The sequence below is a fragment of the Streptomyces purpurascens genome (genome assembly GCF_045040895.1).
GTDB classification, from domain to species: domain Bacteria; phylum Actinomycetota; class Actinomycetes; order Streptomycetales; family Streptomycetaceae; genus Streptomyces; species Streptomyces purpurascens.
This window is the reverse complement of sequence record NZ_CP108341.1, coordinates 2,054,536-2,068,602: the sequence shown is the minus strand read 5'-3', so window position 1 is coordinate 2,068,602 and position 14,067 is coordinate 2,054,536. Positions and strand designations below refer to the sequence as shown.

The 14,067-nt window shown below is 64.7% G+C and carries 10 protein-coding genes and 3 rRNA genes; 9 read left to right on the top strand and 4 right to left on the bottom strand.

The window, feature by feature from the left end; translation table 11 throughout:
* Positions 1-8: 8 nt before the first annotated feature.
* Positions 9-797, bottom strand: coding sequence for a hypothetical protein (locus tag OHU35_RS09425; protein ID WP_189730197.1), 789 nt, complete (start codon positions 795-797; stop codon positions 9-11).
* 161 nt (positions 798-958) lie between these two features.
* Here OHU35_RS09425 and OHU35_RS09420 point away from each other — a divergent pair, with 161 nt between their 5' ends.
* From OHU35_RS09420 to OHU35_RS09410, 3 genes are all read left to right on the top strand, one after another.
* On the top strand, positions 959-1,756 hold the full coding sequence (locus tag OHU35_RS09420) for an ABC transporter ATP-binding protein (protein ID WP_189730195.1): 798 nt from the start codon (positions 959-961) through the stop codon (positions 1,754-1,756).
* A 95-nt stretch (positions 1,757-1,851) separates the two neighbouring features.
* On the top strand, positions 1,852-2,283 hold the full coding sequence (locus OHU35_RS09415; RefSeq protein WP_189730193.1) for an NfeD family protein: 432 nt from the start codon (positions 1,852-1,854) through the stop codon (positions 2,281-2,283).
* A gap of 131 nt (positions 2,284-2,414) precedes the next feature.
* The gene (locus OHU35_RS09410; protein WP_184599739.1) at positions 2,415-3,374 is read left to right on the top strand and encodes an SPFH domain-containing protein; all 960 of its coding nucleotides are present in this window, start codon (positions 2,415-2,417) and stop codon (positions 3,372-3,374) included.
* 58 nt (positions 3,375-3,432) lie between these two features.
* On the opposite strand, the gene OHU35_RS09405 is transcribed toward OHU35_RS09410, so the two are convergent.
* From OHU35_RS09405 to OHU35_RS09395, 3 genes are all read right to left on the bottom strand, one after another.
* On the bottom strand, positions 3,433-3,939 hold the full coding sequence (locus OHU35_RS09405) for an HNH endonuclease (protein WP_184599740.1): 507 nt from the start codon (positions 3,937-3,939) through the stop codon (positions 3,433-3,435).
* Positions 3,940-4,148: 209 nt separating this feature from the next.
* Positions 4,149-4,688, bottom strand: coding sequence for a YbhB/YbcL family Raf kinase inhibitor-like protein (locus OHU35_RS09400; protein WP_189730191.1), 540 nt, complete (start codon positions 4,686-4,688; stop codon positions 4,149-4,151).
* Positions 4,689-4,741: 53 nt separating this feature from the next.
* Positions 4,742-5,524: a sporulation protein gene (locus OHU35_RS09395; protein WP_189730189.1), complete on the bottom strand. Its 783-nt coding sequence runs from the start codon at positions 5,522-5,524 to the stop codon at positions 4,742-4,744.
* A 146-nt stretch (positions 5,525-5,670) separates the two neighbouring features.
* Here OHU35_RS09395 and OHU35_RS09390 point away from each other — a divergent pair, with 146 nt between their 5' ends.
* The 6 genes from OHU35_RS09390 (at position 5,671) to OHU35_RS09365 (ending at position 14,041) form a co-directional block, all read left to right on the top strand.
* Positions 5,671-6,312: a DNA-3-methyladenine glycosylase gene (locus OHU35_RS09390; RefSeq protein WP_189730187.1), complete on the top strand. Its 642-nt coding sequence runs from the start codon at positions 5,671-5,673 to the stop codon at positions 6,310-6,312.
* Between the two features lie 524 nt (positions 6,313-6,836).
* Positions 6,837-8,362: ribosomal RNA gene (locus tag OHU35_RS09385) — 16S ribosomal RNA — on the top strand.
* Positions 8,363-8,664: 302 nt separating this feature from the next.
* Positions 8,665-11,786: ribosomal RNA gene (locus tag OHU35_RS09380) — 23S ribosomal RNA — on the top strand.
* A gap of 105 nt (positions 11,787-11,891) precedes the next feature.
* Positions 11,892-12,008: ribosomal RNA gene (gene rrf / locus OHU35_RS09375) — 5S ribosomal RNA — on the top strand.
* Together the 16S, 23S and 5S rRNA genes form the textbook arrangement of a ribosomal RNA operon.
* Positions 12,009-12,236: 228 nt before the next feature.
* Positions 12,237-13,406: a hypothetical protein gene (locus tag OHU35_RS09370; RefSeq protein WP_405509437.1), complete on the top strand. Its 1,170-nt coding sequence runs from the start codon at positions 12,237-12,239 to the stop codon at positions 13,404-13,406.
* Entirely contained in the window at positions 13,298-14,041 is a 744-nt protein-coding gene (locus OHU35_RS09365) for a tetratricopeptide repeat protein (RefSeq protein ID WP_194545923.1), read from the top strand. The genes OHU35_RS09370 and OHU35_RS09365 overlap by 109 nt, the downstream gene beginning before the upstream one ends.
* The last annotated feature ends 26 nt before the right edge of the window (positions 14,042-14,067 follow it).

Sequence of the window (14,067 nt, the reverse complement as noted above, 5' to 3'; positions counted from 1 at the left end):
ACCTACAGTCACCGCACCCCCCGCTCCCGCTCCTCCACAACGGAGTTGTACGCAGCGACCTGCGCCCGTCGAGCCGTCCGCTCCACCGGCCGCAACGCCTCCCGCCGCGCCCCCATCTCGGACGCACTCACCGCACCCCCGTGCCCACTCTCCGTCGCCACCACGATCAACGTCCCCACCCGCTGCGCCAGCTCCAGCACCCGCACCGCCCGCGGCGGATACCCCGGCGCCAGCACCTCCCGCCCCCGCTCGGCCCGCGCCCGATACGCATCGACCGCCGCCTCGGCCACCGGCCCCGACCCGGCCACATCCAGCCGCGTCAGCACCTCCGTCGCCTCCCGCAGGGCCTCCGCCAGCTCCCGCTCGGCCTCACCAAGCGACGGCACATCCGCGGGCGGCGCTTCCCGCACGGGCAGCACATGCCACACGACCTCGACGTGCACATCACCCTCGGGCCCGGCCTCGTACACCTCCGGCACCAGCCCGAACGAGGCGCCGTAACAGACCACCGCCTGCTCGGCATCCAGCGCCCGCGCGTTGAACTCCGGCGGCCCGCTCAGCCCCAGCGGATGCCCGGGCGCGGGCAGCGCGAGCCGCAGCCCGGTCACCCCGAGCGTCCGCAGCCGCCCCAGCGCGAGCGTGAGCCCGACGGGCGCCGACTCCCCGGGCAGCCCCTCCACCCGGTGCACCGCGTCCTCGCCGACGATGGCGAGCACGGCGTCATCAGGTGAGACAAGTCCGGCCAAAAGGGCATTTCCCCAAGCTGCGAGACGTCCAGCACGCGGTTCCGAGAGCATGCCTCCACCCTAAGAGAGCCCAAGACCCGGACCGAGGGAATGCCCGGACCGACCGGTGGCGTAGATTTCATGGAGGGCTGCGCCCACCGGCGCGGCGGACCGAGCCACAGGCTTACGCGACAGCCGAGACCGGCCACACTGCAAGGGGAGACAACGCGCTCATGAGCGATGTTCTGGAGCTTCAGGACGTATCCGTGGTCCGCGAGGGCCGGGCTCTGGTGGACCAGGTCTCCTGGTCGGTCAAGGAGGGCGAGCGCTGGGTCATCCTGGGCCCGAACGGCGCCGGCAAGACCACCCTCCTCAACCTCGCTTCCACCTACCTCTTCCCCAGCTCGGGCACCGCCGCCATCCTCGGCGAGACCCTCGGCAGGCCCGGCACCGACGTCTTCGAGCTGCGCCCGCGCATCGGCATGGCCGGCATCGCCATGACCGAGAAGCTCCCCAAGCGCCAGACGGTCCTGGAGACCGTGCTGACCGCCGCGTACGGCATGACCGCCACCTGGCACGAGGACTACGAGGAGATCGACGAGCGGCGCGCCCGCGCCTTCCTCGACCGCCTCGGCATGAGCGACTACCTGGAGCGCAGGTTCGGATCGCTCTCCGAGGGTGAGCGCAAGCGCACCCTCATCGCCCGCGCCCTGATGACCGACCCCGAGCTGCTCCTCCTCGACGAGCCCGCCGCCGGACTCGACCTCGGAGGCCGCGAGGACCTCGTCCGCCGCCTCGGCCGGCTCGCCCGCGACCCCATCGCCCCCTCGATGCTCATGGTCACGCACCATGTCGAGGAGATCCCCCCGGGCTTCACCCACGTCCTCATGATCCGCCAGGGCAAGGTCCTCGCCGCCGGCCCGCTGGAGCTCGAACTCACCTCCCGCAACCTCTCCCTCTGCTTCGGCCTCCCGCTCGTCGTCGAACAGGCGGGCGAGCGCTGGACCGCACAGGGCCTCCCGCTGTCCTGACCCGGCCCCACGCCGCACAAATGCCAGAGTAAGAACGGCATTTCACACGCTGGGCGCCCTGTCGGCGACAGGGGCGTCGGACCTACCATGACCATGTGGAAATCGACGCATGGCTGTGGTGGCTGATCGGCGCGGCAGCGCTCGGCATCGCGCTCGTGGTCACAGCGATGCCCGAACTGGGCATGCTCGCGGTGGGCGCCGTCGCCGCGGCGGCGGCCACCGGCGTCTTCGGTGGCGGAGCCGTCGCCCAGGTCGTGGTCTTCGCCGTCGTCTCGACCGCCGGCATCGCCGTCGTACGGCCCATCGCGAACCGGCATCGCGCCCAGCGGCCCCAACTCGCCACGGGCGTGGACGCGTTGAAGGGCAGACAAGCCGTCGTCCTGGAACGCGTCGACGCCTCCGGCGGCCGGATCAAGCTGGCCGGAGAAGTCTGGTCGGCCCGCGCCCTCGACACCGACCGCGCTTACGAAGTAGGCCAGGAAGTGGACGTCGTGGACATCGAGGGAGCCACTGCGATCGTCATGTGACCTCGCAGGACGTAACTGGAGTGAACTCCTCGCCAGCTACGCGACGGTCTGACAGACTCGACCAGCAAGATCTTCAACAACCATAAGATCTGCCGAAGTCGCCGAGGCGGAGAAGGGTACGGGGAACGACGATGGAACCGGTCATCATCGTCCTGATCATTCTGGTGGTGTTGGTCTTCATCGCCCTGATCAAGACGATCCAAGTCATCCCACAGGCCAGCGCGGCCATCGTCGAGCGGTTCGGCCGCTACACGCGGACACTCAACGCGGGCCTCAACATCGTGGTCCCGTTCATAGACACCATCCGCAACCGCATCGACCTGCGTGAACAGGTCGTCCCCTTCCCGCCGCAGCCGGTGATCACCCAGGACAACCTGGTGGTCAACATCGACACCGTCATCTACTACCAGGTGACCGACGCGCGGGCCGCCACCTACGAAGTCGCCAGCTACATCCAGGCGATCGAGCAGCTCACCGTCACCACCCTCCGCAACATCATCGGCGGCATGGACCTCGAGCGGACCCTGACCTCCCGCGAGGAGATCAACGCGGCCCTGCGCGGCGTCCTGGACGAGGCCACCGGCAAGTGGGGCATCCGCGTCAACCGCGTCGAGCTCAAGGCGATCGAACCGCCCACCTCCATCCAGGACTCGATGGAGAAGCAGATGCGCGCCGACCGCGACAAGCGCGCCGCGATCCTCCAGGCCGAAGGTGTCCGGCAGTCCGAGATCCTGCGCGCCGAAGGTGAGAAGCAGTCCCAGATCCTGCGCGCCGAAGGTGAGGCCAAGGCGGCCGCCCTGCGCGCCGAAGGCGAGGCCCAGGCCGTCCGTACGGTCTTCGAGGCCATCCACGCCGGAGACCCGGACCAGAAGCTCCTCTCCTACCAGTACCTCCAGATGCTCCCGAAGATCGCCGAGGGCGACGCCAACAAGCTCTGGATCGTCCCCAGCGAAATCGGCGACGCCCTCAAGGGCCTCTCCGGCGCGATGGGCAACTTCGGCGGCCTCGGCGGCGGTTCCGGCGGCAACGGAGGCGGGTCCGGAGCCGGGGTCCCCGCCCAGGAACGCCGCGAGAAGCCGTCCATCGACTGACCCGGCACGCACGAAGGGGGCCCGCTTCCGAGAGAAGCGGGCCCCCTTCGCATGACAGCTAGGCAGCGGGCTGCGCCAGCCACTCCGGCAGCGCGTCGAAGTCGTCCTGCCCCAGCGCCAGCAGCATCGCGTCCGCCGGCGTCGGCTCGAACGGCTCCCTGAGCAACGGCATACCCGCCTCCACCGGAGTCCGGTTCGCCTTACGGTGATTGTCCTCGGCACACGAGGCCACCGTGTTCAGCCACGTGTCCTGCCCGCCCCGCGACCGCGGCACCACGTGGTCGACAGTCGTCGCCCGCCTCCCGCAGTACGCGCACCGGTTCCGGTCCCGGACCAGCACACCCCGCCTCGACCACGGCGCTCGTCTTCGGAAGGGCACCCGTACGTACTGGCAGAGCCTGATCACACGGGGCGCCGGTATGTCGACCGCGGCTCCCCGCATCCGCAGTTCGGGGTGGGACTGCTCGACGACGGCCTTGTCCTGGAGCACCAGAACGACGGCTCGGTTCAGCGTTACCGTCGACAGCGGCTCGAAGCTCGCGTTGAGTACCAGCGTGTCCCGCATACCAGCCCACCTCCCGTGTGCACCGGCCCACCCCCTGGCGGGCTGGGATCAACTCTGGCCGGGCACGCCGAGATGGACAACGCAATATCTGCTGCTCCCACGGGGGGTGACCCCCATGACCCCCGGCAACAAAAATGCCCGCTCCTGATCAATTCCAAGACCAGGAGCGGGCAAACGTTCTGTGAACGCTGGGATCGCCGGGCGGTTGCTCAGCTGTCGGCGGGCACCTCGTACTCACCGATCAGCTGGGCCCGCGCGATCGTGTGGAACCGCAGGTTGAAGCCCACGACGGCGGGGGAAGCCTCCGCATCCGGACCGAGCTTCTCCGTATCCACGGCGTACACCGTGAACACGTAACGGTGCGAACCGTCCCCGGGCGGCGGCGCGGCACCACCGAACTCCTTGCCTCCGTAGTCGTTACGCGCCTGGATCGCGCCCTCGGGCAGACCCTCGAACGCGCCGCTGCCCGCACCCACCGGCAGCTCGGTCACCGAGCCCGGAATGTCGAACAGCACCCAGTGCCAGAACCCGCTGCCCGTCGGGGCGTCGGGGTCGTAGCAGGTCACGGCGAAGCTCTTGGTCTCGGGCGGGAAGCCCTCCCACCGCAACTGCGGCGAGGTGTTGCCGGCCGCGTAGACCTGAGCGTCCTGGAGCGTCGCGCCTTCCTCGACATCCTTGCTCGTGACCGTGAACGACGGCACGGGCGGATGGAAATCGTGGGGGAGCGGCCGCCGCTTGAGCTCGGTCACCTCGGTACCTCCTGATCGATTCGTTCAGTCAGCCCCGAGCCTAGGGCCTGCGTCTAGAACCAGTTGCGCTTGCTGCCGACCTCGGACAGCCACTGGTTGAGGTACGCGGTCCAGTCGGTGCCCTGATAGTCCTGGAGCCCCACCTTGAAGGAGCGGAAGGTGTCGCTGCCCTCGCTGAACAGCCCCGGCTTCTTGTCCATCTCGAGCACCACGTCCATGGCCTGCTCGTCGGCCACGAAGCTCAGCTCGACCTGGTTCAGGCCCCGGTACTGCTGCGGCGGGTAGAACTCGATCTCCTGGTAGAACGGCAGCTTCTGCCGCGTACCCCGGATGACACCGCGTTCCATGTCCGCGTTCTTGAACCGGAAGCCCAGCTGGATGAACGCGTCGAGGATCGCCTTCTGCGCCGGCAGCGGGTGCACGTTGATCGGGTCCAGGTCACCCGAGTCCACGGCCCGCGCGATCTCCAGCTCCGTGGAGACACCGATGTGCATCGAGCGCAGCGCCTGCCCGTCGATCATCGTGATCGGGGTCTCCCACGGGATCTCCAGCCCGAACGGCACCGCGTGCACGGCGTTCGCCTGGAGCTCGAACGCCCCGCCCAGCCGCGACTTCGTGAACTCGATGTCCTGCTTGTACTCCTGGTCGCCGCTCTCCACCTCGACCTTGGCCTGCAGCCCGACCGAGAGCCCCTCGATCTGCTGATTCACGGACCCGCCCTGGATCCGCACCTCACCCTGGACGACACCGCCCGGGACGACGTTGACCTCGTGCAGCACCGTCTCGACCGAAGCCCCGCCGGCCCCCAGGCTCGCGAGCAGCTTCTTGAACGCCATGTCTCTCCCTCTCGCCCACTACGGGTGGATCCTTGATCCATACAAACGCGATCCGGCCGTGGCCGGTTCCATGCCCTCACCCTGGCAAGGCCGGTGCCCGCTGGCCACCCCGCCGCACCACCCGTCTTTTAGTACCCTCGGACGGCATGATCGCGACCCCCGACCGTACGCCCCTGTCCAGGGAGTTCTTCGACCGGCCCGTCCTCGATGTGGCCCCTGACCTCCTCGGCCGCATCCTGGTGCGCACCACCTCGGACGGTCCGATCGCCCTCCGCCTCACAGAGGTCGAGGCCTACGACGGCTCTGACGACCCCGGTTCCCACGCCTATCGCGGTCGCACGGCCCGCAATGAGGTGATGTTCGGTCCGCCTGGGCACGTCTACGTCTACTTCACCTATGGCATGTGGTTCTGCATGAACCTGGTGTGCGGTCCGGAGGACAAGGCGAGCGCGGTCCTGCTCCGGGCCGGCGAGATCATCGAGGGCGCCGAACTGGCCCGCACTCGTCGACTCTCGGCCCGAAACGACAAGGAACTGGCCAAAGGCCCCGCCCGACTGGCCACGGCCCTGGGCGTGGACCGCTCCCTGGACGGCACGGACGCATGCACCCCCGAGGACACCCCCCTCCGCATGCTGGCCGGCAGTCCCGTGCCCTCCGACCAGGTACTCAACGGACCCCGCACCGGGGTGTCGGGAGACGGAGCCGTACACCCCTGGCGCTTCTGGGTCGCCGACGACGCGACGGTGAGCCCCTATCGCGCCCACGTCCCGAGGCGCCGCCGAAGTTGACGCGTCCCCGCAAGGTGCGTAATGTGGCCCGAGCCGCTGAACCGGGTACGGCAATCGCCAGCAGTCGGAAGCGGCCAACCCACTACCTAGTCACTCCCCTCAGCAGGGGCGAATTCGGCGTGCCCGCATGCCTGAATTCGATGCCGACGGACTCGATTATGAGTTGGACGGCGAATCGGCTAACGTAGTGAATGTCGAAAGGCCGACAGGCGAAAGCCAGAGCCCAACGGCAAATCCCGCCGACAGGGAATCGGATCGAAAAAGGATCTGATAGAGTCGGAAACGCAAGACCGAAGGGAAGCGCCCGGAGGAAAGCCCGAGAGGGTGAGTACAAAGGAAGCGACCGTTCCTTGAGAACTCAACAGCGTGCCAAAAGTCAACGCCAGATATGTTGATACCCCGTCTCCAGCATTCGCTGGGACGAGGTTCCTTTGAAAAAACACAGCGAGGACGCTGTGAACGGTCGGGCTTATTCCGCCTGACTGTTCCGCTCTCGTGGTGTTGCACCGGATTACCGGTACACATTCACGGAGAGTTTGATCCTGGCTCAGGACGAACGCTGGCGGCGTGCTTAACACATGCAAGTCGAACGATGAACCACTTCGGTGGGGATTAGTGGCGAACGGGTGAGTAACACGTGGGCAATCTGCCCTGCACTCTGGGACAAGCCCTGGAAACGGGGTCTAATACCGGATATTGACCATCTTGGGCATCTTTGATGGTGGAAAGCTCCGGCGGTGCAGGATGAGCCCGCGGCCTATCAGCTAGTTGGTGAGGTAATGGCTCACCAAGGCGACGACGGGTAGCCGGCCTGAGAGGGCGACCGGCCACACTGGGACTGAGACACGGCCCAGACTCCTACGGGAGGCAGCAGTGGGGAATATTGCACAATGGGCGAAAGCCTGATGCAGCGACGCCGCGTGAGGGATGACGGCCTTCGGGTTGTAAACCTCTTTCAGCAGGGAAGAAGCGAAAGTGACGGTACCTGCAGAAGAAGCGCCGGCTAACTACGTGCCAGCAGCCGCGGTAATACGTAGGGCGCGAGCGTTGTCCGGAATTATTGGGCGTAAAGAGCTCGTAGGCGGCTTGTCACGTCGGTTGTGAAAGCCCGGGGCTTAACCCCGGGTCTGCAGTCGATACGGGCAGGCTAGAGTTCGGTAGGGGAGATCGGAATTCCTGGTGTAGCGGTGAAATGCGCAGATATCAGGAGGAACACCGGTGGCGAAGGCGGATCTCTGGGCCGATACTGACGCTGAGGAGCGAAAGCGTGGGGAGCGAACAGGATTAGATACCCTGGTAGTCCACGCCGTAAACGGTGGGCACTAGGTGTGGGCAACATTCCACGTTGTCCGTGCCGCAGCTAACGCATTAAGTGCCCCGCCTGGGGAGTACGGCCGCAAGGCTAAAACTCAAAGGAATTGACGGGGGCCCGCACAAGCGGCGGAGCATGTGGCTTAATTCGACGCAACGCGAAGAACCTTACCAAGGCTTGACATACACCGGAAACGTCTGGAGACAGGCGCCCCCTTGTGGTCGGTGTACAGGTGGTGCATGGCTGTCGTCAGCTCGTGTCGTGAGATGTTGGGTTAAGTCCCGCAACGAGCGCAACCCTTGTCCCGTGTTGCCAGCAGGCCCTTGTGGTGCTGGGGACTCACGGGAGACCGCCGGGGTCAACTCGGAGGAAGGTGGGGACGACGTCAAGTCATCATGCCCCTTATGTCTTGGGCTGCACACGTGCTACAATGGCCGGTACAATGAGCTGCGATACCGCGAGGTGGAGCGAATCTCAAAAAGCCGGTCTCAGTTCGGATTGGGGTCTGCAACTCGACCCCATGAAGTCGGAGTCGCTAGTAATCGCAGATCAGCATTGCTGCGGTGAATACGTTCCCGGGCCTTGTACACACCGCCCGTCACGTCACGAAAGTCGGTAACACCCGAAGCCGGTGGCCCAACCCCTTGTGGGAGGGAGCTGTCGAAGGTGGGACTGGCGATTGGGACGAAGTCGTAACAAGGTAGCCGTACCGGAAGGTGCGGCTGGATCACCTCCTTTCTAAGGAGCACTTCTAAGCCAGGCTTGCCTGGTTCAGAGGCCAGTACATCAGCGAATGTCTGATGCTGGTTGCTCATGGGTGGAACGTTGACTATTCGGCACACTTGATCGTCTTCTCCTTCTAGTACTGCTCTTTGAGTGTGGAACGTTGAGGGGAGCGGGGAGTGTGTCGGGCACGCTGTTGGGTGTCTGAGGGAACGAACTTTTCCTCAGTCGCCGGCCCCAGTGAACTCGCCTGAAAGGGTGGGGTGATGGGTGGCTGGTCGTTGTTTGAGAACTGCACAGTGGACGCGAGCATCTGTGGCCAAGTTTTTAAGGGCGCACGGTGGATGCCTTGGCACCAGGAACCGATGAAGGACGTGGGAGGCCACGATAGTCCCCGGGGAGTCGTCAACCAGGCTTTGATCCGGGGGTTTCCGAATGGGGAAACCCGGCAGTCGTCATGGGCTGTCACCCACTGCTGAACACATAGGCAGTGTGGAGGGAACGCGGGGAAGTGAAACATCTCAGTACCCGCAGGAAGAGAAAACAACCGTGATTCCGGGAGTAGTGGCGAGCGAAACCGGATGAGGCCAAACCGTATGCGTGTGAGACCCGGCAGGGGTTGCGTATACGGGGTTGTGGGATCTCTCTTCTGTTGTCTGCCGGCAACAGGACGAGTCAGAAACCGTTGATGTAGGCGAAGGACATGCGAAAGGTCCGGCGTAGAGGGTAAGACCCCCGTAGTCGAAACATCAGCGGCTCGTTTGAGAGACACCCAAGTAGCACGGGGCCCGAGAAATCCCGTGTGAATCTGGCGGGACCACCCGCTAAGCCTAAATATTCCCTGGTGACCGATAGCGGATAGTACCGTGAGGGAATGGTGAAAAGTACCGCGGGAGCGGAGTGAAATAGTACCTGAAACCGTGTGCCTACAAGCCGTGGGAGCGTCGGAATGAAGACTTGTCTTCATTCTCGTGACTGCGTGCCTTTTGAAGAATGAGCCTGCGAGTTTGCGGTGTGTTGCGAGGTTAACCCGGGTGGGGAAGCCGTAGCGAAAGCGAGTCCGAATAGGGCGTTTTAGTAGCACGCTCAAGACCCGAAGCGGAGTGATCTAGCCATGGGCAGGTTGAAGCGGAGGTAAGACTTCGTGGAGGACCGAACCCACCAGGGTTGAAAACCTGGGGGATGACCTGTGGTTAGGGGTGAAAGGCCAATCAAACTCCGTGATAGCTGGTTCTCCCCGAAATGCATTTAGGTGCAGCGTCGTGTGTTTCTTGCCGGAGGTAGAGCACTGGATAGGCGATGGGCCCTACCGGGTTACTGACCTTAGCCAAACTCCGAATGCCGGTAAGTGAGAGCGCGGCAGTGAGACTGTGGGGGATAAGCTCCATGGTCGAGAGGGAAACAGCCCAGAGCATCGACTAAGGCCCCTAAGCGTACGCTAAGTGGGAAAGGATGTGGAGTCGCAGAGACAACCAGGAGGTTGGCTTAGAAGCAGCCACCCTTGAAAGAGTGCGTAATAGCTCACTGGTCTAGTGATTCCGCGCCGACAATGTAGCGGGGCTCAAGCGTACCGCCGAAGTCGTGTCATTGCAGCATAAGGGCCAACGCCTGCTGTGATGGGTAGGGGAGCGTCGTGTGCCGGGTGAAGCAGCCGCGTAAGCGAGTTGTGGACGGTTCACGAGTGAGAATGCAGGCATGAGTAGCGATACAAACGTGAGAAACGTTTGCGCCGATTGACTAAGGGTTCCTGGGTCAAGCTGATCTGCCCAGGGTAAGTCGGGACCTAAGGCGAGGCCGACAGGCGTAGTCGATGGATAACCGGTTGATATTCCGGTACCCGCTGTGAAGCGTCAAACATCGAGCATCGTGATGCTAAGGCCGTGAAGCCGTTCCGGACCCTTCGGGGAAAGGAAAGTGGTGGAGCCGCCGGACCAAGCGGTTAGTAGGTGAGTGATGGGGTGACGCAGGAAGGTAGTCCATCCCGGGCGGTGGTTGTCCCGGGGTAAGGGTGTAGGCCGTGCGATAGGTAAATCCGTCGTACATGTGGCTGAGACCTGATGCCGAGCCGATTGTGGTGAAGTGGATGATCCTATGCTGTCGAGAAAAGCCTCTAGCGAGTTTCATGGCGGCCCGTACCCTAAACCGACTCAGGTGGTCAGGTAGAGAATACCGAGGCGTTCGGGTGAACTATGGTTAAGGAACTCGGCAAAATGCCCCCGTAACTTCGGGAGAAGGGGGGCCACATCTGGTGAGAGGACTTGCTCCTCGAGCTGGGGGTGGCCGCAGAGACCAGCGAGAAGCGACTGTTTACTAAAAACACAGGTCCGTGCGAAGCCGTAAGGCGATGTATACGGACTGACGCCTGCCCGGTGCTGGAACGTTAAGGGGACCGGTTAGTCACTCTTCGGGGTGGCGAAGCTGAGAACTTAAGCGCCAGTAAACGGCGGTGGTAACTATAACCATCCTAAGGTAGCGAAATTCCTTGTCGGGTAAGTTCCGACCTGCACGAATGGCGTAACGACTTCTCGACTGTCTCAACCATAGGCCCGGTGAAATTGCACTACGAGTAAAGATGCTCGTTTCGCGCAGCAGGACGGAAAGACCCCGGGACCTTTACTACAGTTTGATATTGGTGTTCGGTTCGGCTTGTGTAGGATAGCTGGGAGACTTTGAAACTCGCACGCCAGTGTGGGTGGAGTCGTCGTTGAAATACCAGTCTGGTCGTGCTGGATGTCTAACCTGGGTCCGTGATCCGGATCAGGGACAGTGTCTGATGGGTAGTTTAACTGGGGCGGTTGCCTCCTAAAGAGTAACGGAGGCGCCCAAAGGTTCCCTCAGCCTGGTTGGCAATCAGGTGTTGAGTGTAAGTGCACAAGGGAGCTTGACTGTGAGACCGACGGGTCGAGCAGGGACGAAAGTCGGGACTAGTGATCCGGCGGTGGCTTGTGGAAGCGCCGTCGCTCAACGGATAAAAGGTACCCCGGGGATAACAGGCTGATCTTCCCCAAGAGTCCATATCGACGGGATGGTTTGGCACCTCGATGTCGGCTCGTCGCATCCTGGGGCTGGAGTCGGTCCCAAGGGTTGGGCTGTTCGCCCATTAAAGCGGTACGCGAGCTGGGTTTAGAACGTCGTGAGACAGTTCGGTCCCTATCCGCTGTGCGCGTAGGAATATTGAGAAGGGCTGTCCCTAGTACGAGAGGACCGGGACGGACGAACCTCTGGTGTGCCAGTTGTTCTGCCAAGGGCATGGCTGGTTGGCTACGTTCGGGAGGGATAACCGCTGAAAGCATCTAAGCGGGAAGCCTGCTTCGAGATGAGTATTCCCACCTCCTTGAGAGGGTAAGGCTCCCAGTAGACGACTGGGTTGATAGGCCGGATATGGAAGCACGGTAACGTGTGGAGTTGACCGGTACTAATAGGCCGAGGGCTTGTCCTCAGTTGCTCGCGTCCACTGTGTTAGTTCTGAGACAACGAACAGTTGTCGGCTTTGAGCAGAACGAACAATTAAAGAGTGTGCTTGTTCGCTCGAAACCATTAGGGTTTCGGTGGTTATAGCGTAGGGGAAACGCCCGGTTACATTTCGAACCCGGAAGCTAAGCCTTACAGCGCCGATGGTACTGCAGGGGGGACCCTGTGGGAGAGTAGGACGCCGCCGAACAATCTTTGGAAGGACCCCTGGTCCCAGCGTTCAGCTGGGACCAGGGGTCCTTTTTTATTTTTGCGGTGCGCACCGGGTAGCCGGCTGCGCGAGAATGACTTGCGGTACCGAAGACAGGAGTCACCATGTCCACCAACTCTCCCGACGACCGACCGGAGCGCGACCAGCGGCGACGGGAGGGGGACCGAAGCGACCGTGGCGGCGGTCCGCGCGGGGACCGTGGAGACCGTGGGGGCTTCCGCCGCGACAACAGCCGTCGCGACAACGACCGTGGTGGCTACGGGCGTCGTGAAGGTGACCGAGGCGATCGGGCGGACCGCGGCGACCGTGGTGGCTTCCGGCGTGATGACCGTCGCGACGACAACCGTGGTCGCGACGACAGCCGTGGTCGTGACGACAACCGTGGTGGTGGCTACGGCCGGCGCGACGACCGTGACCGGGGGCCGCGCAGGGACGACCGCGACCGCGGCGGGTTCCGGCGGGACGACCGCGGTGACCGTCCCTCCTTCCGGCGCGACGATCGTGGAGAGCGCCGCGACGATCGTGACCGCGGTGGCTTCCGGCGTGATGACCGTCGCGACGACAGCCGTGGTCGCGACGACAACCGTGGTGGTGGCTACGGTCGGCGCGACGACCGCCGGGGTGATGTCCGTCGCGGAGACGACCGTGGACCGCGCGGTGGTTTCCGGCGTGACGACAGGCGCGATGACCGTCGGGACGACAGGCGTGACGACCGCCGCGATGGCGACCGCGGAGGGTTCCCGCGGCGCGACGACCGTGGAGAGCGTCGCGACAACCGGGACCGTAACTTCCGTGGTGACGATCGGGACCGCAGCTCCCGTGGTGACGATCGCGACCGTGGTTTCCGGCGTGACGACCGCGGCGGGTTCCGTCGGGACGACAGGCGCGATGACCGTCGCGACGAGCGCCGTGACGAGCGTCGTGGGGACGACCGCGGGGAGCGTGGCGGTTTCCGTCGGGACGACGCCGGTCGAGGCGGGCGTGGTGGCTTCCGTCGCGACGACGCTCCTCGCGGCGAGCGCGGCGAGTTCCGGCGCGACGACCACCGCGGCGACCGTGGTGATCGCAGTGAGCGGGGCGGCTTCCGTGGGCGCGACGACCGTGCCGGCCGCGACGACCGTGGCGGGCGTGGGCCCCGGCGGGACGATCGCGATCGCGGCTTCCGGCGCGAGGGCGGTGACCGTGGTGGTTTCCGTGGCCGCGACGACCGGCGTGGCGCCGGCCGGTTCCGTGAGGAGCGGGAGCGGGACAGGGAGCCGATCAAGCGGCTGCCGATCCCCGAGGACGTCACGGGCGACGAGATCGACAAGGACGTACGGCAGGAGCTGCAGAGCCTGCCGAAGACGCTCGCGGACGACGTCGCCAGGAACCTGGTGATGGTCGCGCGGCTCCTCGACGAGGACCCCGAGGGCGCGTACGGCTACTCGAGGGTCGCGCTGCGGCTGGCGTCGCGTGTCGCCGCCGTGCGGGAGGCCGCCGGGTTCGCCGCGTACGCCAACCAGAAGTACGGCGAGGCGCTGGCCGAGTTCCGGGCCGCCAAGCGGATGACCGGGAACATCGATCTGTGGCCCGTCATGGCCGACTGCGAGCGTGGGCTCGGGCGGCCGGAGAAGGCGCTGGACATGGCCGGGGCCCCCGAGGTGCACAAGCTCGACAAGGCCGGACAGGTCGAGATGCGGCTCGTCGCCGCCGGTGCGCGGCGTGACATGGAGCAGCTGGACGCGGCCATCGTGACGCTGCAGAGCCCTGAGCTGGCCGCCAACTCCGTGCAGCCGTGGACGGCGCGACTGCGGTACGCGTACGCCGACGCGCTGCTCGCCGCCGGGCGGGAGAGCGAGGCGCGGGAGTGGTTCGCGAAGGCCGTGGAGGCCGACCGGGACGGCAGCACGGACGCGTCGGACCGGCTCGCCGAACTGGACGGTGTGGAGTTCGTCGACGTCGTGACCGATGACGAGAGCGACACCGACCACGAGAGCGACGGCGGGGACTCCTCCGAGGAGGAGAAGGACTGACGTCCGGTGGACGGTGGAAGGGGGCG

Bases quoted from the DNA above. Each gene is read 5' to 3' on its own strand.
- OHU35_RS09410 (WP_184599739.1), top strand. From the start codon at position 2,415: ATGGAACCGGTCATCATCGTCCTGATCATTCTGGTGGTGTTGGTCTTC.
- OHU35_RS09390 (WP_189730187.1), top strand. From the start codon at position 5,671: ATGATCGCGACCCCCGACCGTACGCCCCTGTCCAGGGAGTTCTTCGAC.
- OHU35_RS09405 (WP_184599740.1), bottom strand. From the start codon at position 3,939: ATGCGGGACACGCTGGTACTCAACGCGAGCTTCGAGCCGCTGTCGACG.
- OHU35_RS09420 (WP_189730195.1), top strand. From the start codon at position 959: ATGAGCGATGTTCTGGAGCTTCAGGACGTATCCGTGGTCCGCGAGGGC.
- OHU35_RS09395 (WP_189730189.1), bottom strand. From the start codon at position 5,524: ATGGCGTTCAAGAAGCTGCTCGCGAGCCTGGGGGCCGGCGGGGCTTCG.
- OHU35_RS09425 (WP_189730197.1), bottom strand. From the start codon at position 797: ATGCTCTCGGAACCGCGTGCTGGACGTCTCGCAGCTTGGGGAAATGCC.